Genomic DNA, 21,799 nt, shown 5'->3' with positions numbered 1-21,799 from the left:
CGTTCAGCAATTGATTTGGCGAGTAAATTTACTCGGCGACGATTCGAGCCGCAATGAGGCGATCGGAGGACTCAGGTGACGGAGCCGGTGTGGAACAGGGCGAGGCGAGCGAGGCGCATCGTCGCGTCGACGGCGGTGGCCGCGCTCGCCGCGACGCTGCTCGTGGGGTGCTCGGCGGACGGGCGGGAGACGATCCGCTTCACCTTCAGCAAACGCGAGGCGCTGACGTTCATGCAGGACGTGGTCTCGCAGTACAACGCCTCGCAGGACCGCGTGCGCGTCGAGATGGACACGTCGGGTGTGGATGTCGTCTCCGCCAGCTTCGTCCGGGGCAATCCTCCCGACATCATGCTGGCCAACTACAACTACGAGGTCGCCCGATTCGTCCAGCGATGCGCGCTGACGGACCTCGCCGGCACCGACGCCGCCGCGAGCACCCGCGAGGACCTGCAGCCGCTCATGGACCAGTACGGCACGTGCCCCGGACGCACGAGCGCCCTGCCCTATTCGGTCATGGCGTCGTCGGTCATCTACAACACCGCGATCTTCGAGGAACTCGGCCTCGAGGTCCCGACGACGTGGAGCGAGCTCATCGCGGTGTGCGACGCGCTGGAGGCGGCCGGGGTCACCCCGTTCTACGCGACCTTCAAGGACGACTGGACCATCGGTCAGGGCTGGTACGACTACGCCGTGGGCGGCTCGGTCGACGTCCTCGACTTCTTCGACCGGCTCGCGACGGAGGGCGCGGATGTCGGCCCTGAGTCCTCGACGTCGTTCGAGAAGGACTTCGCCGAGCCCGCAGAACGGATGCTGCAGCTGGCCGGCGCCTACGTCAGCCGTGACGCTGCGAGCCGCGGCTATGGCGACGGCAACCTGGCCTTCGCGCAGGGCGAGGCGGCGATGTACCTGCAAGGCCCGTGGGCGTTCAGCGAGATCGCGAAGACCGCCCCCGACCTCGAGCTCGGTACCTTCCCTCTGCCGATGACCGACGACCCGGCCGACCGCGCGGTGCGCGTGAACATGGACCTTGCGGCGATGATCCCCGAGGGATCGCGCCACCAGGACGCCGCCCGCGACTTCCTCGAATACCTCTTCCGACCCGAGATCATCGAGGCCTACAACGCCTCGCAGCTCGGCTTCAGCCCGACGACGGATGCCGCACCGCCGGACGATCCGCGCATCGCGGGGATGCAGGAGTTCTACGACGCCGGGCGCGTCTACCAGGGTCCCTCGGTCCTGGTGCCGAAGACCATCCCTGTCTTCGGGTATGCGCAGGCGATGGTCTTCGGCGACAGCCCGGCATCCGTCCTCCGCACGATGGACACCGACTGGGCGCGACTGGCTTTCCGCCAGCCCGCGCTTACGAACGAGGCGGAGGGCGCGCGATGACCGCGACGACGAGTTCCACGACGACGATCCTCACCGGCGGCGACCGCCGCGCCCGCCGGAGCCACCGCCGGGTCGAGCCGATCTACTACCTGTTCCTGCTGCCCAGCCTGGTGCTGTTCACGCTCGCGATCACGGTGCCCGGCCTCATCGGCATCTTCTTCAGCTTCACCGATTCGATCGGTATCGGCGAGTGGCGCTTCATCGGGCTGACGAACTACATCGCGCTCTTCAGCGACCCGGCGATCCTGCAGAGCTATCTGTTCACCGCCGGCTTCGCGATCGCGACGGTCATCGTCGTGAACGTCGTCGCGTTCCTGCTGGCCGTCGGCCTGACCGCGCGCATCCGTTTCAAGACGGGCTTGCGCACCGTCTTCGTCATCCCGATGGTGATCTCGGGCATCATCATCGCCTACGTCTTCAACTTCCTCTTCTCGAACTCGCTTCCCGCCGCGGGCACGTCGTTGGGCCTTCCCTGGCTCGAGACGAGCCTCCTGGCAAACCCCGACCTCGCGTGGGTCGCGATCGTGATCGTGACAGCGTGGCAGGCGATCCCCGGCACGCTCCTCATCTACATCGCCGGGCTGCTGTCGGTTCCGGGCGACGTCTACGAGGCGGCAGACCTCGACGGCGCATCGAAGACGCAGCAGCTGCTGCGCATCACGGTGCCGCTCGTCGCGGGATACGTCGTCATCAACGTCATCCTCGGGTTCAAGGGCTTCCTCAACGCCTACGACATCATCGTGGGCCTGACCAACGGCGGGCCCGGAACGGCGACCCGCAGCGTCGCGATGACGATCATCGCGGGCTTCAACGGCGGCGACTACGCCTACCAGATGGCGAACGCGACCATCTTCTTCATCGTCGCCGTGCTCATCTCGCTGCTCCAGCTCTCGCTCACGCGCGGAAGGAACTCGTTCTGATGTCCACCTCTCAGCCCGCGCTCGCTTTCGAGCAGGCGGATGCCGTCACCGTCGACGCCCGCCGTCGCACCCGTCCGACCCGCGCGGCACGCACCGGGAAGGGCGAGCGCATCAACTGGTCGGCGACGGTCATCCTGATCCTGTGCGCCGTCACGGTGCTGCTGCCGCTGTACGTCACGATCTCGATGGCGTTCAAGACAACCGGTCAGGCCGTCGACGGCAACGCATTCTCGCTGCCGGCGCCCTTCAGCATTGACGGGTTCGTGCAGGCGTGGAACCTCACGAGATTCCCGGTCGGAGCGGCGATCTCTTTCTTCGTCACCGCAGGCACCGTCGTCGCGACCATCATCCTCGCCGCTTTCGCGTCGTACGCGATCGTCCGCAACTGGGACCGCCGGCTGTTCCGCTACTCGTTCTTCTACCTGCTGGCGGCGATGTTCATCCCGTTTCCCGTGGTGGCCCTGCCGCAGATCCAGCTGACCGGTCGACTCGGCCTCGACAACCCGGTCGGCGTGGTGCTGCTGGCGACGATGTTCCAGCTCAGCTTCAGCGTGCTGCTGTTCACCGCCTTCCTGCGCTCGATTCCGATCGAGCTGGAGGAGAGCGCGCGCATCGACGGCGCGTCGACGTGGCAGACCTTCTGGAAGCTGATCTTCCCGCTGCTCGCGCCGATGAGCGCGACGGTCGGCATCTTCGCCTTCCTCTACGCCTGGAACGACTTCATGCTGCCGTCGCTGATCATCTCGGACCCCGCCATGCAGACCCTGCCGGTGCGGCAGAACCTGTTCCAGACCCAGTTCAGCAACAACTACAACGTCTCCTTCGCCTCGTACCTCATGGCGATGGCGCCCGCGATCCTGGCCTACCTGTTCACGCAGCGCTGGGTCATGGAAGGCGTCACCCAGGGTGCGGTCAAGGGCTGACCACGCCGACCCCACGAAAGGACACATCTCCGTGACAACCTCGCTCGACCTCGCCGCCGCCTCCGACGCCGACAGCGTCCTCGGTGATGAGACCGCCCCGTGGTGGCGGCAGGGGGTGGTCTATCAGATCTATCCCCGGAGCTTCTCCGACGCCAACGGCGATGGGCTGGGCGACCTTCCGGGCATCACGGCTCGCGTCGACTACCTGGCGGAGCTCGGGGTGAATGCCGTCTGGCTCAGCCCGTTCTATCCCTCCGAGCTCGCCGACGGTGGCTACGACGTCGCGGACTACCGCAACGTCGACCCGCGTCTCGGAACGCTCGAGGACTTCGACGCGATGCTCGCGGCGCTGCACGAGCGCGGCATCCGTGTCGTCGTCGACATCGTGCCGAATCACACCTCGGACCAGCACGTCTGGTTCCAGGAAGCGCTCGCTGCAGGCCGGGGATCCGCCGAGCGTGAGCGCTACATCTTCCGAGAGGGCACGGGCCCGGAAGGTGCCGAGCCGCCGACCGACTGGCTGTCGGTGTTCGGCGGATCGGCCTGGGAACGCGTCTCGGACGGGCAGTGGTACCTCCACAACTTCGCCCGCGAGCAGCCCGATCTGAACTGGGACCACCCCGAGGTGCGGGCCGACTTCGTCCAAACGCTGCGATTCTGGTCCGACCGCGGAGTCGACGGGTTCCGCATCGACGTGGCGCACATGCTCACGAAAGACCTCACCGAACCGCTTCCCTCGCGTGCCGAGCTCGACCTCTTCCCGCGCGACGGCAACCACCCGCTGATCGACCGGGATGACGTCCACGAGGTGTACGCGGAGTGGCGCGCCGTCTTCGACTCGTACGACCCGCCCCGCACCGCGGTCGCGGAAGCGTGGGTCGACCCGGCGCGCATCCACCTGTACGCGCGCCCGGAGAGCCTCGGCCAGGCATTCAACTTCGACCTGCTCGAAGCGGATTTCGACGCCGCGGCCTTCCGCCGGATCATCACGGACAACCTCGCTCTCGCGCGTCAGTCGGGGTCGTCGAGCACGTGGGTGCTCTCGAACCACGACGTCGTCCGGCACGCCACGAGGTATGGGCTGAAGACGCCGACCGCGGAGACGACCATGCCCTCGCGGCATGGCGGGCAGTGGCTCATCGACGGCGGCGACGAGGCGGGCCTCGACCGCGATCGAGGCCTGCGCCGAGCCGCGGCCGCGACGATGTTCATCCTCGGCCTGCCGGGGTCGACCTACATCTATCAGGGCGAAGAGCTCGGACTGCACGAGGTCGCCGACATCGCGGCACCCGATCGCCAGGACCCCACCTTCTTCCGCACCGAGGGTGCCGAGATCGGACGCGACGGATGCCGTGTGCCGTTGCCCTGGACGAAGACCGACCCGTCGTTCGGGTTCGGGGACGGCGGCTCTCACCTACCGCAGCCCGCCTGGTTCGCCGAGCATGCCGTCGCGGCTCTCGACCGCGCACCCGCGTCGACGCTGAACCTCTACCGCGAGGCACTCCGACTGCGAGCCCTCTTCCAGGCCGGGGAGGAGCTGAGGTGGATCGAGACAGGTCGCTCCGACGTGCTGCATTTCGAGCGGCCCAACGGATGGCAGGTGGTGACGACATTCGGCGAGGAGCCCTACCCGGTGCCGGATGGGGAGATCGCGCTCGCGACGCAGCCGCTCGTCGACGGCCGGCTCGCCGGCGAGGCGACCGTCTGGCTCGCGCCGGCCGGAGTTGGCCAGACCCGCGTCTGACACCACCTATCTCAAATCGGTCACGCCCGATATCATCGCTTCGTGGTGATGAATGGATCTCTCGATGCTGGTGTCCCGGTGGAGCTGGACGCGCGCGCGACCGAGGTCTACGCACATCTCTTCCAGGCGCTCGCCGACCCGACCCGGCTCGCCGTGCTGCAGCATCTGTCGTACGGCGAGCACCGTGTTCGCGATCTCGTCGAGCATGTCGGGCTCGCGCAGTCGACCGTGAGCAAGCATGTCGCCTTCCTGCTCGAGTGCGGGCTCGTCTCGGTGCGACCCGACGGGCGATCGTCCTGGTACGCCCTCGCCGAGCCGGAGGCGACCGCGCGACTCATCAATGCGGCCGAGGCGTTGCTGGGCGCGACGGGGACGAGCGCGACGCTGTGCGGGCACCTCCGGCGGCCCCGCGCGATCGCCGGCGAGGCCGAGGCCAGCTGATGGGCGCCGGACACGACCATGGCCCCGTGAACGCGGCGCAGGCGGGACAGCCCGCCGACTTCCGGGTGAGGCTTTGGATCGCCTTCGGGATCACTGCGGCGATCGTCGTGACCCAGGCGGTGGGTTCGATCGTCACAGGCAGCCTCGCGCTGCTCACCGACACCGCCCATGCCCTCACCGATGCCTCGGGTCTGCTCGTCGCGCTCGTGGCCGCGAACCTCATGATGCGGCCGGCCAACGCCCGCCGGACGTGGGGCTTCCGCCGGATCGAGGTGATCGCCGCTTTCGCCCAGGCAGCGCTGCTGCTCGTGGTGGGCGTGTACGCCGCGATCGAGGGCATCCGTCGCCTGTTCGAGCCGCCCGAGGTTCCCGCCCTGGAGCTGCTGGTGTTCGGCGTCGTCGGCCTCGTCGCGAACATCGTCGCGATCGCGGTGCTGTCCTCGAGTCGCGGCGCGAACTTCAACATGCGCGCGGCGTTCCTCGAGGTGCTCAACGACGCGCTCGGGTCCGTCGGCGTCATCGTCGCGGCGATCGTCATCGCGACGACCGGATTCGCGCAGGCGGATGCTGTCGCCGGGCTGTTCATCGCCGCCCTCATCGTGCCCCGCGCCGTGAAGCTCATGCGCGAGACGGCGTCGGTGCTGATGGAGTTCACGCCGCAGGGGCTCGATCTCGACGACGTCCGCGCGCACATCCTGCGCCTGGACCACGTGACCGATGTGCATGATCTGCATGCGTCCACGGTCGCGTCGGGGCTTCCGACCATCACGGCGCACGTCGTCGTCGAGGACCGGTGCTTCACCGACGGCCATGCGGCCGAGGTGCTGCAGGAGGTGCGCTCGTGCGTCGCGGAGCACTTCGAGGTATCGGTGCTGCACTCGACGTTCCAGATCGAGAACGAGCGCATCCGCGACGAGGAGCCCGATTCGGTGCGGCACGACTGACGTCGGGCGTGGGGACCTCAGTCGTGCGCGTCCAGCACCGTCCGCGCCAGCCGGGTCGAGCCGGCGACGGCGGCCGGCATCGCGACGACGGCCCCGAGCGGAACGAGGAAGCACAGCTGCGTAGCCACGCCGAAGCCCAGGAACCGGGCGCGGTGCGTACGGCGGAGACGGCGCCGGTCGGCGGCCAGGATGCCGCGTGCGGACAGGGCGCGCGAGGTCAGCTCATCCGCGAGCAGCCAGCCGGTGAGCGACACCGCCGTGACCGACCCCAGCACGCCGCCGACGACGGGGATGAGGCCCACGAGGGCCGCGATGACCGCCGCGAGCAGACCGCGGGCGATGAGTCCGACCGCGTCGCCGACCGAGCGCCAGAATCCGCTCTCGCTGTCGGGAACGGGACCGCCGAGGTCGGCTTCGGCGGCTCGCCAGATGCGGTCGTAGAACGGCTCACCCACCATGAGGGCGAGCGCCGTGAACGACACCGCGACGAGCACGATCGCGCCGCCGAGCACCGCGGTGCCCGCGGCGACGCGCACGAGCGTCGCCCACAGCTCGGGCCATGCGTCGGCGAACGGGGTGAGGGCGTCGACGATCTGAGACAGAAAGGCGCCGAGCGCGATGAGGCCGCCGAGCAGCACGAGCCCGACGATCGCGGCGGGGATCAGGCCGAGCGCCATGACCCCCGGCCGGCGCGACCAGAAGCCGAAGCCGCGCGCGAGGTCGGCGGCGCCGCGGAGGAACGAGCGAGCGGGGGCATCGGACATGTCTCACATCCTGCCTGTATCGGGCGCCGCCCCGTGGCAGGTGCACAATCACAGATCACGCGCCGACGCCAGGGGTTGTCGGAATTCGGGGTGAGGCGCTGAAGTGATGCGATGACCAACGACACCAGTGCGCTGATCGCCGACGATCGGCCTGGACTGAAGCGGGCCATCGGAACCCCCCTCCTGTTCGCCTTCATCGTGGGCGACACCCTCGGCGCCGGCATCTACACGCTCGTCGGAACGATGGCGACGGACGTCGGCGGTGTGATCTGGCTGCCGCTGCTGATCGCGCTCGTCGTCGCGCTGCTCACCGCCGGCACCTACGCGGAGCTGATCACGAAATACCCGCACGCGGGCGGCGCCGCCCGTTACGTCGACAAGGCGTTCGGCATCCCGTTCCTGTCGTTCCTCGTGGGCTTCCTCATGATGGCGTCGGGCATCACGACGGCGGCGGCGCTCGCGAACGCGTTCGCGGGCGACTACTTCGCCGCGCTCTTCGACATCCCGCCGATCCCCGTGGCGATCGCCTTCATCGCGGTACTCACCCTCATCAACCTGCGGGGGGTGCGCGAGTCGCTCGCCACGAACTTCGTGGCGTCGATCATCGAGGTCTCGGGCCTGGTCATCGTCATCTTCGTCGCGGCGATGGTCTTCGCCGGGGGCGGTGGCGAGCCGGCGCGCATCTTCGAGTTCGCCCCGGATGTGCCTCCGCTGCAGGGGGCGTTCGCGGCATCCATCGTCGCCTTCTTCTCGTTCCTCGGCTTCGAGGCGGCGGCCAATATGGCGGAAGAGGTGAAGAACCCGTCGAAGTCGTACCCGCGAGCCCTCTTCGGCGCCATCATCACCGCGGCGGTCGTCTACCTGCTCATCGCGATCGGCGCCGTCATCGTCGTGCCGCCGGCCGAGCTCGCCGAGTCGACCGGCCCGTTGCTGGATGTCGTGACCGCGAGCGGCGTCGCCATCCCGCCGTGGCTGTTCAGCCTCATCGCCCTTGTGGCCATCGCCAACGGTGCCCTGCTGTTCATGGTCATGGCCAGCCGCGTGGGCTACGGTCTCGCCGAGTCGGGTCTGCTGCCGCACGCCTTCGGCCGTGTGCTGTCGAAGCGCCGCACGCCGTGGGTCTCGATCCTCGTCGTCGCCGGTGCCACGATGCTCCTCACGGTCCTCGGCGACATCGGAACGCTGGCCGAGACGACGGTGCTGCTGCTCCTGCTGGTCTTCCTGTCGGCGAACATCAGCGTCCTGGTGCTGAAGAAGGACAAGGTCGAGCACAAGCACTTCTCGGTGCCCCGGGTCGTGCCCGTGCTCGCGATCATCGCCAGCGTCGTGCTGCTCACCCAGCAGACGGGGCCGGTGTGGCTGGGCACCGCCGGTTACATCGTGGTCGGGACGATCCTGTTCTTCATCGCGCGGGCGGGGCGTCGCCGCTCGGACCGCAAGGCTCAGGCCGGGCCCTGATAGCCGAGGCCCGAGCTGATGCGGTCGGCGGTTTCGACGACCGTGCGGCCCAGCTCCGCGCCGCGGGCCTCGAGATCGATCGCCGTGAGCGGACCGGAGATGGATACGGCCGCGACGATCTTCCCGCTGCGGTCGAGGATCGGCGCGGCGGTCGAGGCCCGTCCGAGCACGAACTCCTCGACCTCGATCGCGTAGCCGCGTCTCGCGGTCAGCGCGACCTCGCGGTCGAGCGCTTCGTGCGTCGTGATGGTCGCCTCGGTGAAGCCGGGCAGCTCCGGCAGCAGTCGCAGGCGCTTCTCGCGATTCGTGCCGATGAGCGTGGCCTTGCCGATGCTGGTCGCATGCAGCGGCACGCGCTGCCCCATCAGCGTGTGCGACTTCGGTGACAGCGGCCCTTCGAAGTTGCAGAGGTAGACCAGCTCCGCGCCGCGGAGGAGGGCGATGTTGACGCCGAGACCGATCTCTCCGGCGAGGCTCTGCGCGATCTGACGGCCGACTCGGTGTACCCGGTTCTGATTGATCGCGATGCCCGCGAGGGTTATGAGCTCGGCGCCGAGGAAGTACAGCGACGTCTGCGGATCGCGCTCGACCAGCCCGCCGGCCTCGAGAGTCGCGAGCAGGCGGGACGCGGTCGACTGACCGATCCCGGCTTCGCGCGCGACATCGCTCACGCGCATGGGTTCACCCCCCGAGAAGGTCTCGAGAACCGTGATCGCCTTCTCGACGCTCTGATTGGCGCCCTTCTCCGCAGCCATGCTTCCTCGCTTTCGCCGCCGATGTCCGTCACCCCATTATGCACATAGTGCATGACAGTTGCGCACTATGCGCACGTCGTGCACTCTGAGTTCGGCGACGCGGATAGTCGCCACCCCCGGGAGTCGCAGACGACGGCCCGGACGACGAAACGAAGGACGACGATGACCTCTTCGAGCGTGACCGCTCACGAGAGCCCCGGGCGGGGCCGACTCGGCTCGCGGCTGAGCGAGCGCACCTTCCTGGTCTTTCTGCTGCTGCCCGGGTTCGTGCTGCTCTGCGCGATCGTGCTCTACCCGCTGCTGCGGTCGCTCGTCTCGGCGTTCTTCGACGAGAATCTGCTCTATCCGGGCATGGAGTTCGTCGGGCTCGAGAACCTGTCCGCCGTCCTCGCAGATGATTTCGGTCGGCTCGTCTGGCAGACCCTCATCTTCACCGTGGGAGCGACCATCGCGCCGTTCCTGATCGGGCTCGCGCTCGCGCTCGTGCTGAATCAGCGCTTCCCGGGCCAGCGCATCCTGCGGGGCGCCTTCCTCATCCCGTGGCTGATTCCCGGCGTCGTCGTCTCGTTCCTCTGGATGTGGATCTTCGACGCCAACTACGGTGTGCTCAACGGCATCCTCATGAGCCTCGGCGCCATCGACAGTCCGGTCGCCTGGCTCTTCCAGACCGACACTGCTCGCGGCGCGCTCATCATCGCGAAGACGTGGAACACCTTCCCCTGGGTGATGGTCATGCTGCTGGCCGCACTGCAGACGGTCCCCGGCGAACTGCACGAGGCGGCCTCGATGGACGGAGCCGGAGTCGTCCGCCGATTTTTCGCCGTGACGTGGCCGCACATCCGCGGCGTCGCCGCTCTGGTCGTGCTGCTCGAGTTCATCTGGAACTTCCAGCACTTCGACACGATCTTCGTGCTGACCGGCGGCGGTCCCGCGGGCACCACCAGCACTTTCGCCACCGAGGTGTACGACACCGCTTTCCGCGGTTACGACCTGGGTCACGCCGGCGCGCTCGGCATCGTCTGGATGGCGCTGCTGACGGTGCTCGTGGTGGTGTACGTCTGGCTCTCCGAGCGCGGCGAGAAGGAAGGCTCACGATGAGCACCATCACCCCCGTTCCCACGCCCGCACCCGCGGCATCTCACTCGGCCGCCCCGGCGCAGCCGGCTCCGACCCGCCGCCGACGCGGTCGCATCCGCTGGGGCATGTGGACCGCGCTCGCGGTGATCGTCCTCTTCGGCTTCGCCCCCGTGTACTGGCTCCTCGTGACTTCGCTCACCCCGAGCGACCGCGTGTTCGCCTTCCCGCCGTCCCTCTTCCCCACACAGGTGACGTTCGAGCACTACGCGACGGTCTTCGGCAACGAGCAGATCTTCGGCTACCTCCGCAACAGCGTGATCGTGTCGGTTGTGACCGCCGTGCTGTCGGTCGTGGTGTCGATGTACATGGGATACGCCTTTTCGAAGTATCGCTTCGCGGGCCGCAAGTCGCTGATGTACTTCGTGCTGTCGAGTCAGATGTTCCCGCAGGCGCTGCTGCTCGTCACGCTCTACCTCGTCTTCGCGCAGTTCGGTCTCCTGAACACCTACCTCGCGCTCATCCTGTCGTTCACGACCTTCACCCTGCCGCTGTGCGTCTGGATGCTGAAGGGCTTCTTCGACGCGCTTCCCGACGACCTCATCGAGGCGGCGCGCATCGACGGCGCCGGTCCGTGGCGCATCTTCCACTCGGTCGTGTTCCCGCTGGCGGCGCCGGGGTTGGTCGCGGCCGGCCTGTTCGCCTTCGTCCGCGGGTGGAACGACTTCATCTTCGCGCTCACCCTCGCCGGGCCCGATCGGCAGACGCTGCCGCCCGGCCTCGTGAACACCTTCATCTCCGAGGCCAGCACCTCGTGGCCCGCGCTCATGGCGGCATCCCTCGTGGTGTCGGTGCCCGTGTGCGTCGCGTTCATCCTGCTCCAGCGCTTCCTCGTCGGCGGCATCACCGCCGGCGCGGTCAAGGGCTGATCCACCCACCCGATTCGAAGGAGAATTCATGGTCCAGGACATCTCGCGGCGCACGCTGCTGCGGTACTCGGTGTTCGGCATCGGCGGCGCCGCCGTGCTCGGGCTCGCCGGCTGCGCCCCGGGAGATTCCGGTGCGCCTGCCGCGACACCCGGCGGCGGCACCGCCACCGACTTCACATTCTCGTCGTGGAGCCTGTCGGAGGAAGCGGCGAAGCCGGCGATCGAATCCGCCCTGTCGAGCTTCCGGCAGGCCGAGGGCATCGAGATCGACACGGTCGCCTATCCGTACAACGATTACCTCAATCAGCTGACGCTGCAGGTGCGAGGCGGTCAGTTCGCCGGTGCCGCGCAGCTCGACGTCGCCTGGCTGTCGGCGCTCGCCGCACTCGGGAAGCTCACCGACCTGTCCGCGTTCACGCAGGGCAAGGGGTACACCGACGCCGCACTGGGGGCGGGCAAGTCGGACGGCAAGCAGCTCGGACTGCCCTGGACGATCGGCGCCGTCGGCCTCATCGGCAACGCCGAGCTGTTCGACCGTGCCGGGGCGTCGCTCACCCCCGCCACGATCGAGGAGTTCGAGGAGGGCCTGCGTGCGCTCAAGGGGATCGGGGTGATCCCCTACGCGGCGAGCACGAAGGCCGCGCAGCTCAAGGACATCGTCGTGTGGATGCAGACCTTCGGATCGCCGATCGTCGACGGCGACGAGTCTGCGATCGGAGACGAGGCGTCGATCAAGGCCGTCGAGTGGTATAAGAAGCTCTACGACGAGGGGCTCATCGCCCCCGACGTCGACCGTGCCGCGGCGCGAACCCTCTTCGCCCAGGGATCTACCGCGATTTACGACGATGCCCCCGTGGGCAAATCCGCCGTGCTCTCGCAGTCGCCCGATGCTTCGCTCGGCGACAAGATGACCCCGATCGCGCGGCCGGTTCTCAAAGCCGGTCAGACCCCGCAGCATGTCCTCTGGGGACACCTGGTCGTCGTCGTCGACGGCGACGGGGCGCAGACCGCCGCCGACTTCGCGTCGTGGCTCACCAGCGACACCGCGCAGAGCGAGACGTACTTCACGGCGCTCGGTCTGCCGCCGACGACGGATGCCGCTCTTTCGTCGGACGCGGTCACCTCGAACGCGTTCGTCGAGGCGTTCACGTCATCGATCACCGCGACGGCGAAGCCCAGCCCGCTGTGGAAGTACCCGGCGTACGGACAGATGGAGACCGCGATCGCCGAACAGGTGCAGGCGGTCCTCATCGGCCAGGCCCAGCCTGGGGCGGCGATGAAGAGCGCGGGGGAGGCGATCTCCCGCCTGCTCTGAGCCCGTCCGTCCCACCGCTCGACCAGACCGTCGTCCGACCGGCGGGAGCCGTCTCGCTCCCGCCGGTGATCCCCCCTGCCCTGAAGGAACCATGCGCACTCAGAACATCGAATCCGACATCACCGTCGTCGGCGGCGGCCTCGCCGGCGTCTGCGCGGCGATCAGCGCCGCGCGGCTGGGGAAGCAGGTGGCGCTCATCGGCAACCGGCCGGTGCTGGGCGGCAACTCGTCGTCGGAGGTGCGGGTATGGGTCGTCGGCGCGACGTCGCACGGAATCCAGCGGTTCGCCCGCGAGAGCGGCGTGATCGGCGAGCTCTACGTCGAGAACCAGTACCGCAACCCGGAGGGGAACCCCATCATCTGGGACGAGGTCGTGCTCGACGCGGTGCGGGCCGAGCCCAACATCCGGTTGTTCCTCAACACGGATGTGCGCGAGATCGACACCGACGACGTCGACGGCGAGCGGGTCGTGACCGCCGTCCATGGGTGGACGATGGGCTCGGAGATCGCCACGACGTTCCGGAGCCCGTACGTCCTCGACTGCACCGGCGACGGTCTCATCGGGTACCTGGCCGGCGCCGACTTCCGGATCGGTCGCGAGGCCCGCGGCGAGTTCGGTGAGGCGTGGGCGCCCGAGACGGCCGATGACGAACTCCTCGGTTCGACGATCCTCTTCTACACGAAGGATGTGGGACGACCGGTCGACTTCGTCGCGCCGGACTCGGCGAAGGACATCACGGCCACCCCGATCCCGACGTCGCGGATCCTGCGGTCCGGCGACTCGGGCGCGCACTACTGGTGGATCGAGTGGGGCGGCCACCTCGACACCGTGCACGACAACGAGGCGATCCGCGACGAGCTGCGCTCCGTCATCTTCGGCATCTGGGACTACATCAAGAACTCGGGCCGCTTCGACGCCGACACCCTCGATCTCGAATGGGTCGGCACGATCCCGGGCAAGCGCGAGTACCGCCGATTCCTGGGGGACCATGTGCTGACCCAGAACGACATCCTCGATCAGGTCGACCACCACGACGCGGTCGCGTTCGGCGGCTGGTCGATCGACCTGCACCCGGTCGAGGGCATGTACGCCACCGAGGCCGGGGCGCACCAGCGGTACTCGAACGGCATCTACGGCATCCCGTTCCGCAGCTACTACTCGCGCAACGTCGCGAACTTGCTGGTGGCGGGGCGCGACATCTCGGCGAGCCATGTCGCGTTCGGCTCGACCCGTGTCATGGCCACATGCGGCGCGGGCGGCGAGGCGGCGGGAACCGGAGCCGCGCTCGCGCTCGACCTCGGGGTGCGTCCGCGCGCGCTGGCTGCCGACCACGCCGACGAGCTGCGTCAGGTGCTCCTGCGCCAGGATGCCTCGGTGTTCGGCGTGCGCAACACCGATCCGGCCGACCTGGCGCGGCAGGCCCGCGTATCGGCGTCATCGGTGGCGACCACGCTCGACCCCGTCGAACTCGTGCCGGATGCCGCTGTCGCCGAGCACCCGCTCGACTCCGACCTCGGCGTGCTCGTCCCGGTGGACCCGCAGCTCGACGGCGTCGACGTTCTGCTGAAGGTGGCCCGCGCTGCCACCCTCACCGCCGGGCTGTGGACCACCGGGCGGCGGCAGAACGCGGTTCCCATCGACGAACGGATGCGGGTCTCGGTCGACGTGAGGGCAGCCGCCGACCCGCAGTGGGTGCGGTTGCCGCTCGTGTGGACTCCGGATGAGCCCGAGAACGTCGTCGTGGTCCTGGGCGCCGATCCCGATGTGAGCGTCGTCCTCGCCGAGGCGCAGGTGCCGGGAGTGCTGACCCTGCCGCACCGACCTCAGGCCGACGGTGATCAGAACGTCGCCGTCGACGAGTCCGAGAGCGTCATCGCGTGGCCGGCGATCCCGATGCGAGGACGCACGCCGCGCGTGCGCCTGCATCCCCAGACGTCGGCCTTCGCGGCCCAGCAGGCGGTCGGCGGCTATCAGCGGTTCTTCGGCGGTCCGAACCTGTGGATGTCGCGTCCCGACGACGCGGCGCCGCACCTCGCCCTCGCCTGGGATGACGAGCAGTCGATCACGGCCGTGCGACTGGTGTTCGATGACGACACCGACGTCGAGCTCAACACGCTGCATCACCACCGCACGCCCGACCGCGTGTTCCCCGAGCTGGTTCGCGACTACGTCGTGGAGACCTGCGGCGCCGACGGCGTCTGGGTCGAACGGGTCAGCGTGACGGCGAACCGCCGACGACAGCGTGTTCACGACGTCGAGGTCGACGGGGTCAGGGGCCTGCGGGTGCGGGTGACGGCCACGAACGGTGCCGCGCAGGCGCGGATCGTGTCGCTGCGCGTGATGTGAACACCGAAGACCCCGACGAAAGGTACGACATGAAGAATCGATGGAGATTCTCGCTCGCTGTGATCGGAGTCGTCGCGCTCGCGATACCGGCTCTGCCCGCGGTCGCCGCTGCGGCCCCGTCCGCGACGATCGAGGACGGGTTCGACGAGCTGACTCCCGACTGGCTGCCCGCAGCCGGAACATGGGAGGCGGCGGACGGCGTCGCCAGAGTCGTGCAGCCGGGGGCGTCACGCGGGTCGATCCTGGCGCTGACCGGCCGCGGCCTCGACGGGGAGGCGACGGCGACGGTGACCTTCGCCTCTGCGGGCGGGGGAGCCAGCGCGTGGGCGGGCTTCACGGTGCGGCGCACCGGCACGGCCGATGACTACACGCAGTCCGGTTACACCGTTTTCGTCCGCAACAGCGGCGAGCTGGCGGTCATCCGCGCCGCCGGCGACGGGCAGGTCGCCGTGCTCGGCACAGCGCAGACCGATGCCCGCCCCGGGTCCGGCCCGGTCACGGTCACGGCGTCGCTCGACGGCGAGCGGATTCGGGTCGGCCTCGGCGACGTCGGCGAGGCGACGACGCTGATCGATGTCACGGACGCCGCCTTCTCGGGTAGCGGGTTCGCGCTCGCGGCGCATCGCGACGTCCGGATGTCGGTCGACTCCGTGCAGCTGTCGGGCGTCATCGACCGCGCTGAGCCAGTGCCGACCGACTGCGTCGGCTGGTCGGGTGCACCGGTGACGGATGCGGGTCGCGGCGAGGTGCTCGTCAGCGACGCACGCATCGAGGCGGTGTCGGCGCGCATCGCGGCGGGGGAGCAGCCGCAGACGTCTGCGTACGCGCGTCTGCTCACGGCCGCCGACGCGGGTCTCGAGCGAGCACCTGCTCCTCCGACGACCTTCTTCGTGCCGTTCTTCTACAACGATCCGACCGCGCACCGTGCGGCGCGGGACGGGCTGCAGAACGACGCGAACACCGCCTACGAGCTCGCATTGGCGTATCGCCTGTCGGGTGATGCCCGCTACGGCGCGCACGCCGCGCAGTTCATCGATTCCTGGACCACGACGGTCGAATGCGTTCGCACCCGTGAGGACTCCGCGCTCGCCTTCAGCTACCACTTCCCGGCCTTCGTTCACGCCGCGGAGCTGCTGCGCGGCACGTCGGTGTGGAGCGCGGCGTCCGAGGCCGTGTTCGCCGGCTTCCTGCGTGAGACGGCGACGCCGGTCGCGGCGTCGATCCTGCATCGGACGAACAACTGGGGCAGCTGGGCCCTCGAGACGACGACCGCCGTCGCGGCCTACCTTGACGACGAGGCGGAGCTCGCCGCTGCGAACGCGCGCGCCGTCGAGCTGCTCGAGCACCAGATCGACGAGAACGGGCACCTTCCGGAGGAGGTCGACCGGAACAACGGCGTCGGCGATTACGGCATCTGGTACACGCACTTCTCCCTGCTGCCGCTCTTCCTCGTCGCCGAGACGCTGTCGGCGCACGGTCTGGACGTGCTCGATCACGTCAATGCGAACGGGCGCGGGCTCGCGGATGCCGCGGACGCCGCGACGGGATGGGTCGCCGACCCGGCATCCTTCCCCTACTACACGGGCGACCCAGCGAAGCTCGCGAACGTGCGCACGATCGATTACCTGCGTGACGCGGGGTTCACGGCGCACAGCATGAGCTACTTCGAGCTCGCGCAGAACCACTTCCCGACCGACGAGCGCGCAGCGCTGCTGGCCGAGGAGGGGCCCATGACGACGATCCACTCGGCGCCGTACCTGAGCCTCACCCACGGTGGACTCGCCGACGTCACGGCGGCTCCCGGCGAGGGTGAGCCGGGCGCGGGTGAGCCGGGTGCGGGAGAACCAGGAGGGGGAACCCCCGGCGACACGGGTTCGCCGGGAGGCTCGTCGGGAGGGTCGTCGGGCACCGGTCCGGCCGGGGCGCCGGGCGGTAGCTCGGATGCCCGGGCGGTCGGCTCGCTCGCGGCATCCGGTGGTGAGGTCTCGCCCGCGCCGCTGGCGCTCGCGGCAGGGCTGAGCCTCGTCGGCCTGCTCCTCATCGTCGCCCGGGTGCGCCGGCGAGCGGTCACGACGCGGCGCTGAGCCAGGTCTGCCGCGGTCCCGCATGCAAGGGATCGCGGCAGACGCGCCGTGCCGGCGGCATCCTCGACGGCGTGTCGGATCGGATGCCGTGCATCCCGGTACCGGTCAGAGCGTGAGCAGCACCTTCGTCGCGCGGCGCTCGTCCATGGCCCGGTAGCCTTCGGCGGCGTCGTCGAGGGGCAGGGTCAGGTCGAACACGGCACCCGGGTCGATCGTCCCCGACATGATGAGGTCGATCAGTTCGGGCAGGTACTGCCGCACCGGGGCGGGGCCGCCGTGCAGGTGCACGCCCGATCCGAAGAGCTCGGCGCCGGGCAGCTCGACGTCGTGCGAGACGCCGACGTAGCCGACGTGGCCGCCGGCGCGGGTGGAGCGGATCGCCTGCATCATCGATTCCTGGGTTCCGACCGCCTCGATGACGGAGTGCGCGCCGAGGCCGTCGGTGAGCTCCTTGATTCGCGCGACGCCGTCGGCGCCCCGCTCTTCGACGATGTCGGTGGCGCCGAAGCGGCGGGCGAGGGCCTGGCGGTCGGCGTGACGCGACATCGCGATGATGCGCTCGGCCCCGAGCTGCTTGGCCGACAGGATGCCGAGAAGTCCGACGGCGCCATCGCCGACGACCGCGACGGTCTTGCCGGGGCCGGCCTCTGCGGCGACGGCGGCGAACCAGCCGGTGCCGAGCACGTCGGATGCCGCCAGGAGGCCGCGGATCTGGTCGTCGGTGGGCTCGCCCGGGACGACGACGAGGGTGCCGTCGGCGAGGGGCACGCGCAGGCGCTCGGCCTGCGAGCCGAGGCGGCCCATGGGAACGCGGTCGACGCAGTGCGACTGGTAGCCGTCGCGGCAGATCTCGCACGTGTTGTCCGAGGCGATGAACGAGCCGACGACGAAGTCGCCGACCGAGAGCCCGCTGACGTCGTCCCCGATCTGCTCGACGACGCCGACGTACTCGTGCCCCATCGGGATGGGACGCTCGATGGGGTCCTCGCCGCGATAGGGCCACAGGTCGGAGCCGCAGATGCAGGCCGCGGCCACCCGGATGACGGCATCCGTGGGCTTCTCGATCGTCGGGTCGTCGCGTTCCTCGACGCGGACGTCGCCGGGGGCGTGCATGATGACTCCGCGCATGGTGGCTGTCCTTCCGTAGCGGTTCTCCCATTCCACCTCATGCGACGGCTGCCGGGGTGCTTCTGGCCTCCGGTGCGGCATGCTGGCATGATGCGGGCGCTCGCGGTGATCGAACGGCACCAAGCGGCGATGTTCCTGGTGGCGCTGGTCGTGGGCGGGGTCGTGGGGCTCGCGATGCCGCGCTTCGCTGAGGCGATCGAACCGGCGCTCACCCCCGTGCTGGGCGTCCTGCTGTTCCTCACGTTCCTCTCGATCCCGCTCGTCGGGCTGCGGGAGGCCGTCCGTGACGCACGGTTCATCGGGGCCGTGATGGTCGCGAACTTCGTCGCGGTCCCGGTGGTCGTGTGGCTGCTGTCGCGGTTCGTCGCCCATGACGCGGCGCTTCTGCTGGGCGTGCTGCTGGTGCTGTTGACACCCTGCGTGGACTACGTCGTCGTCTTCGCGGGCCTCGCTGGAGGATCGCGTGAGCGGCTGCTGGCGGCGACGCCGCTGCTCATGATCACGCAGCTGCTGCTTCTGCCCGCGTACGTGTGGGCGATGGCCGGGGGCGAGGCTGTCGCAGTCATCGATCCGCGCCCGTTCGCCGAAGCGTTCGTTCTGCTCATCGTCGTTCCGCTTGCGCTCGCCGCCGTCGCGCAGGCGGCAACGCGCCGTTCGCCGCGCGTCGGGTCGGTGTCGTCCGGGCTGCTGCGTGCCATGGTGCCGGTGATGATGCTGACGCTATTCGTCGCGGTCGCCTCGCAGACGGCCGCGGTCGGGGATGCGATGGTGTCGCTGGCGCCCGTCGTGCCGATCTTCGTCGCGTTCGTGCCGTGCGCAGTGATGGTGGGGATTGTCGCGGGCCGTCTGGCCGGACTCGATGTCTCGCGCCGGCGGGCGGTGGTCTTCAGCACTGTGACGCGCAACTCTCTCGTCGTCCTGCCGCTCGCACTCGCCCTGCCTGCGTCATTCGCGTTGACTCCGCTCGTAGTGGTCACGCAGACGCTCGTCGAGCTCGTCGCGATGGTTGTGCTGGTCGCGGTCGTGCCCCGGCTCATGCGCGGCCGCGGCGCGCAACGGTCAGGGTCGGCGGGGTGAGACCCCGCCCGGAGCGGCGCCCGCCGCGGGGGTCGTCGTCGTGTCGACTCGAGCGGTGAGCGAGACGACGTATCCGGATGTCGTGTCGCCGGTGACGGTGGCCAGCTGGAGGGCGCCTGCATCGTCGCCGAACACGTTGTCGGAGGCGAGCGAGACCTGCGCAAGATTGCGCGCGGAACCGCTGTAGGCGGGGAGCGCGTAGACGGTGCTGCAGACGTCCCCGGGGAGGGCGACCTGTGACGTCGCGATGGCATTCGCGGCGTCGGTCATCGCCGCCGCGTCCGGGTAGACCTCGAAGTGGATGTGCGGCCACCGGCCCGTGTAGCAGGCGGGAATGATCGAGGTGAAGGTGACGACGCCGGACGCGTCGGAGACCTGCACCCCTCGCAGGTAGGTCTCGTTCTCGATCCCGTTCGAGTACATCGAGTACCCGCCGTCGGCGTCGCAATGCCACACGTAGACGGCGGCCCCGGCGAACGGCACATCACCTCGGGCGGTGTCGAGGATCGTGAGCCGGAGGGTCATCGGCACGCCGTCCGCGGTCGCGCCGCCCTCCAGGGACGATCGGATGTCGCTGCGGACGATGCCGGAGCGCTCGAGGACGTCAGGCCCGTTCGAGCCGTCGCCGGGGTAGGGGCCGGCGGTCTCGTCAGGGATCTCGCCGGCGGGCAGGCCCGAGTTCGCGACGGCTGTCGCGGACGGTGTTGCGGTGGGTGTCGCGGTCGGTGTCGCCGTGGGTGATGCGGCGGGCGAGGCCGTCGCCGTGGGAGTGCAGGCCGCGAGAGCCGCGGCGCCCAAGCCGAGGCCGGCGAGGCTCAGCATGGAACGCCGGGTCATCAGCGTGCGGATGTCGAACGGGGCGCCCTGATCGACGACCTCGTCGTCGGCGCGGTCGAGCAGGCGGCCCTCGTAGGCCGGTCCCGCAGGCGTGTGATCGGGTTCGGGGATGCGGCTCACGTCTGACTCCTCGGTCGGTTGTGCACCGAGCATCGCCCGCCAGCCCATCCGTATCGTTGGATAGACCTATGCGCCGGATATGAGACCCACGCGAGACGGCCGCGCTGTCAGAAGGGTGGTCTCTCCGGTGGTCCACCCGTGTCGATGGTGAAGCAGACGGCCGGTATGGGAACGTCTTCGCGATACACCCGGCCGAGGGGTGAGGTCCATTCGAGAACGCCTCCGCCGAGCTGTCGGACTTCCCATTTCGTGAATTGCTTCATGGAGTGGTGTCGCTGGCACAGATGGGCGAGATTGAAGATGTGGGTATGCCCACCCAGGGCGTAATCGATCGTGTGGTCGAGCTCGCAGCGGATCGCGGCCCGGCGGCATCCCGGGAACCGGCAGTGCTGATCCCGCGCCACCAGGAGCTTCTTCATCGAAGCCGCGGGCCGGTAGGTGTCGATCTCGACCGGGGTACGGGTGACCGGGTCGATGAACAACCGGTCCCACTCGCTGACCTGCCCGGCGAGCTCGCGCGCCGTATCAGCATCGATCAGCGCAGCGCCCACCGCTTCGGCGGGGTTCTCGTCCTTGCCTATCAACGTCTCCGCGGTGACGGCGACCTGAACGCGGGCGCGGATCGCGCCGAGCCCACCAGCTCGGTCGGTTCCGTAGGTCGGGTCGACCACGGGCGCCCCGCCGAGGACGAGGTCACCGAGGATGTCGGCCCGCAGCTGATCCATCGACCGTGTGTCTGCGGAATCACTCTCCGCCCGGGCGTCCTTCACCGACTGCCCCATCTGCGTCAGCCGGTCGAGCATCCCGGCGGCGATGACCGTCGGGAGGTTGGCGACGAGGTTCGACATCCCGTCCGTGCCGTGGAACACGCGCACGCACCGCTCCGCCGCCGCGGCCTTGTGCCGCTCGGTGAAGTTCTGCGTATGCAACCGGGCCGCCAACGCGTCCAGCGCACCGCGCACGCGGGAGGGCACATCCCGCTCGCACACCGCGATCGCGGCCTCCGCGAACGACCCCCGGACCTCCGCAGGCACTCCGGCACCGACCCGCACGACCACATCCACGTGTCCGCGTTCGATCCGCCGCTGCACCCACGCCTCGAACACCGCGGGGTAGTCGTCGATGACGGTCATCGCGTGGTCGATCTCGCCCTGCAGGCGCCGGTCCGTCAACCGCGCCATCCCCGCCGCTTCGGCTGCCACCGACCGCAGCTCCATGTCCGACGCCATGCCTCGCACGCTGTCACGGCGCGCCTCACGCAGAGCCGACCGCCCCAGCTCCGCCAACGCCCGCATCCGCGCGACATCCCCGACGTGAAAGAGGTCGAGGGCCTCAGCGAAACCCGCGAAAGCCGCGGCGTGCGACGATCCACCCGGTACGCCGCCGCGCCCGAATTCCCGATCGTCGTTCGATGTCATGTTCCCATAATGTCAGCATCCTCCGACATCCGCATCGGATATTTGTTCCACGGTGGATAAGTCGCTGAGCAAGCGAATTGTGCAGGGAACGCCCAACCTGCCGACGACAAAAACCACGAAAAGGCGGCATAA

The 21,799-nt window shown here is 69.1% G+C and carries 18 protein-coding genes; 13 read left to right on the top strand and 5 right to left on the bottom strand.

Annotated features, from left to right (window positions below; genetic code table 11):
* The first annotated feature begins 87 nt into the window (after positions 1 to 87).
* From VC184_RS16000 to VC184_RS15975, 6 genes are read left to right on the top strand one after another with little or no spacing between them, the layout of a single operon-like run.
* On the top strand, positions 88 to 1,389 hold the full coding sequence (locus VC184_RS16000; RefSeq protein ID WP_407667148.1) for an ABC transporter substrate-binding protein: 1,302 nt from the start codon (positions 88 to 90) through the stop codon (positions 1,387 to 1,389).
* The gene (locus tag VC184_RS15995; protein ID WP_323986877.1) at positions 1,386 to 2,309 is read left to right on the top strand and encodes a carbohydrate ABC transporter permease; all 924 of its coding nucleotides are present in this window, start codon (positions 1,386 to 1,388) and stop codon (positions 2,307 to 2,309) included. Before VC184_RS16000 ends, VC184_RS15995 begins: the two co-directional genes overlap by 4 nt.
* Positions 2,309 to 3,232, top strand: coding sequence for a carbohydrate ABC transporter permease (locus VC184_RS15990; RefSeq protein ID WP_323986876.1), 924 nt, complete (start codon positions 2,309 to 2,311; stop codon positions 3,230 to 3,232). Before VC184_RS15995 ends, VC184_RS15990 begins: the two co-directional genes overlap by 1 nt.
* A gap of 31 nt (positions 3,233 to 3,263) precedes the next feature.
* The gene (locus VC184_RS15985) at positions 3,264 to 4,976 is read left to right on the top strand and encodes a glycoside hydrolase family 13 protein (protein WP_323986874.1); all 1,713 of its coding nucleotides are present in this window, start codon (positions 3,264 to 3,266) and stop codon (positions 4,974 to 4,976) included.
* Positions 4,977 to 5,024: 48 nt separating this feature from the next.
* Positions 5,025 to 5,417, top strand: coding sequence for an ArsR/SmtB family transcription factor (locus VC184_RS15980; RefSeq protein ID WP_114587591.1), 393 nt, complete (start codon positions 5,025 to 5,027; stop codon positions 5,415 to 5,417).
* Complete coding sequence (locus tag VC184_RS15975; protein WP_323986872.1) at positions 5,417 to 6,361, top strand: cation diffusion facilitator family transporter; 945 nt, start codon at positions 5,417 to 5,419, stop codon at positions 6,359 to 6,361. Before VC184_RS15980 ends, VC184_RS15975 begins: the two co-directional genes overlap by 1 nt.
* A 17-nt stretch (positions 6,362 to 6,378) precedes the next feature.
* Here the strand turns inward: VC184_RS15975 and VC184_RS15970 are convergent, their stop codons facing one another.
* Positions 6,379 to 7,125, bottom strand: a complete 747-nt coding sequence (locus VC184_RS15970; RefSeq protein WP_323986870.1) for an EI24 domain-containing protein — start codon at positions 7,123 to 7,125, stop codon at positions 6,379 to 6,381.
* 111 nt (positions 7,126 to 7,236) lie between these two features.
* Here VC184_RS15970 and VC184_RS15965 point away from each other — a divergent pair, with 111 nt between their 5' ends.
* Positions 7,237 to 8,583 carry an APC family permease gene (locus VC184_RS15965; RefSeq protein ID WP_323986868.1) on the top strand — a complete coding sequence of 449 codons (1,347 nt, stop codon included), beginning with the start codon at positions 7,237 to 7,239 and terminating at the stop codon, positions 8,581 to 8,583.
* Here VC184_RS15965 and VC184_RS15960 read toward each other — a convergent pair.
* Positions 8,568 to 9,338: an IclR family transcriptional regulator gene (locus VC184_RS15960; RefSeq protein ID WP_323986866.1), complete on the bottom strand. Its 771-nt coding sequence runs from the start codon at positions 9,336 to 9,338 to the stop codon at positions 8,568 to 8,570. The two genes, VC184_RS15965 and VC184_RS15960, sit on opposite strands and share 16 nt — an antisense overlap.
* 162 nt (positions 9,339 to 9,500) lie before the next feature.
* On the opposite strand from VC184_RS15960, the gene VC184_RS15955 reads away from it, so the two are divergent.
* The 5 genes from VC184_RS15955 (at position 9,501) to VC184_RS15935 (ending at position 17,087) form a co-directional block, all read left to right on the top strand.
* On the top strand, positions 9,501 to 10,436 hold the full coding sequence (locus tag VC184_RS15955; RefSeq protein ID WP_023953611.1) for a carbohydrate ABC transporter permease: 936 nt from the start codon (positions 9,501 to 9,503) through the stop codon (positions 10,434 to 10,436).
* Positions 10,433 to 11,341: a carbohydrate ABC transporter permease gene (locus VC184_RS15950; protein WP_269268368.1), complete on the top strand. Its 909-nt coding sequence runs from the start codon at positions 10,433 to 10,435 to the stop codon at positions 11,339 to 11,341. The genes VC184_RS15955 and VC184_RS15950 overlap by 4 nt, the downstream gene beginning before the upstream one ends.
* Positions 11,342 to 11,369: 28 nt before the next feature.
* A complete protein-coding gene (locus VC184_RS15945) occupies positions 11,370 to 12,656 on the top strand; it encodes a sugar ABC transporter substrate-binding protein (RefSeq protein ID WP_323986864.1) in 1,287 nt (428 codons plus the stop codon).
* A 91-nt stretch (positions 12,657 to 12,747) separates the two neighbouring features.
* On the top strand, positions 12,748 to 15,003 hold the full coding sequence (locus tag VC184_RS15940) for an FAD-dependent oxidoreductase (protein ID WP_274179193.1): 2,256 nt from the start codon (positions 12,748 to 12,750) through the stop codon (positions 15,001 to 15,003).
* 29 nt (positions 15,004 to 15,032) lie between these two features.
* Positions 15,033 to 17,087 (top strand): alginate lyase family protein, encoded by a 2,055-nt coding sequence (locus VC184_RS15935; protein ID WP_323986862.1) that lies wholly within the window; start codon positions 15,033 to 15,035, stop codon positions 17,085 to 17,087.
* A 105-nt stretch (positions 17,088 to 17,192) separates the two neighbouring features.
* Here the strand turns inward: VC184_RS15935 and VC184_RS15930 are convergent, their stop codons facing one another.
* The gene (locus VC184_RS15930; RefSeq protein WP_274179195.1) at positions 17,193 to 18,215 is read right to left on the bottom strand and encodes a zinc-dependent alcohol dehydrogenase family protein; all 1,023 of its coding nucleotides are present in this window, start codon (positions 18,213 to 18,215) and stop codon (positions 17,193 to 17,195) included.
* A gap of 87 nt (positions 18,216 to 18,302) precedes the next feature.
* Between VC184_RS15930 and VC184_RS15925 the strand changes: the two genes are divergently transcribed.
* On the top strand, positions 18,303 to 19,292 hold the full coding sequence (locus VC184_RS15925) for a bile acid:sodium symporter (protein WP_274179196.1): 990 nt from the start codon (positions 18,303 to 18,305) through the stop codon (positions 19,290 to 19,292).
* Here the strand turns inward: VC184_RS15925 and VC184_RS15920 are convergent.
* Positions 19,275 to 20,249, bottom strand: coding sequence for an intradiol ring-cleavage dioxygenase (locus tag VC184_RS15920; protein WP_269268360.1), 975 nt, complete (start codon positions 20,247 to 20,249; stop codon positions 19,275 to 19,277). The genes VC184_RS15925 and VC184_RS15920 overlap by 18 nt on opposite strands.
* A 107-nt stretch (positions 20,250 to 20,356) precedes the next feature.
* Complete coding sequence (locus VC184_RS15915; protein WP_323986860.1) at positions 20,357 to 21,667, bottom strand: HNH endonuclease signature motif containing protein; 1,311 nt, start codon at positions 21,665 to 21,667, stop codon at positions 20,357 to 20,359.
* Positions 21,668 to 21,799 lie beyond the last annotated feature (132 nt).

Origin of the sequence: Microbacterium plantarum (genome assembly GCF_035231185.1) — a bacterium.
GTDB lineage: Bacteria > Actinomycetota > Actinomycetes > Actinomycetales > Microbacteriaceae > Microbacterium > Microbacterium plantarum.
Note: the sequence above shows the minus strand (reverse complement) of the source record. Positions and strands in the feature narration are given on the sequence as shown.

Bases quoted from the DNA above. Each gene is read 5' to 3' on its own strand.
- VC184_RS15995 (WP_323986877.1), top strand. From the start codon at position 1,386: ATGACCGCGACGACGAGTTCCACGACGACGATCCTCACCGGCGGCGAC.
- VC184_RS15990 (WP_323986876.1), top strand. From the start codon at position 2,309: ATGTCCACCTCTCAGCCCGCGCTCGCTTTCGAGCAGGCGGATGCCGTC.
- VC184_RS15980 (WP_114587591.1), top strand. From the start codon at position 5,025: ATGAATGGATCTCTCGATGCTGGTGTCCCGGTGGAGCTGGACGCGCGC.
- VC184_RS15975 (WP_323986872.1), top strand. From the start codon at position 5,417: ATGGGCGCCGGACACGACCATGGCCCCGTGAACGCGGCGCAGGCGGGA.
- VC184_RS15970 (WP_323986870.1), bottom strand. From the start codon at position 7,125: ATGTCCGATGCCCCCGCTCGCTCGTTCCTCCGCGGCGCCGCCGACCTC.
- VC184_RS15965 (WP_323986868.1), top strand. From the start codon at position 7,237: ATGACCAACGACACCAGTGCGCTGATCGCCGACGATCGGCCTGGACTG.
- VC184_RS15960 (WP_323986866.1), bottom strand. From the start codon at position 9,338: ATGGCTGCGGAGAAGGGCGCCAATCAGAGCGTCGAGAAGGCGATCACG.
- VC184_RS15955 (WP_023953611.1), top strand. From the start codon at position 9,501: ATGACCTCTTCGAGCGTGACCGCTCACGAGAGCCCCGGGCGGGGCCGA.
- VC184_RS15950 (WP_269268368.1), top strand. From the start codon at position 10,433: ATGAGCACCATCACCCCCGTTCCCACGCCCGCACCCGCGGCATCTCAC.
- VC184_RS15945 (WP_323986864.1), top strand. From the start codon at position 11,370: ATGGTCCAGGACATCTCGCGGCGCACGCTGCTGCGGTACTCGGTGTTC.
- VC184_RS15940 (WP_274179193.1), top strand. From the start codon at position 12,748: ATGCGCACTCAGAACATCGAATCCGACATCACCGTCGTCGGCGGCGGC.
- VC184_RS15935 (WP_323986862.1), top strand. From the start codon at position 15,033: ATGAAGAATCGATGGAGATTCTCGCTCGCTGTGATCGGAGTCGTCGCG.
- VC184_RS15930 (WP_274179195.1), bottom strand. From the start codon at position 18,215: ATGCGCGGAGTCATCATGCACGCCCCCGGCGACGTCCGCGTCGAGGAA.
- VC184_RS15925 (WP_274179196.1), top strand. From the start codon at position 18,303: ATGATGCGGGCGCTCGCGGTGATCGAACGGCACCAAGCGGCGATGTTC.
- VC184_RS15915 (WP_323986860.1), bottom strand. From the start codon at position 21,667: ATGACATCGAACGACGATCGGGAATTCGGGCGCGGCGGCGTACCGGGT.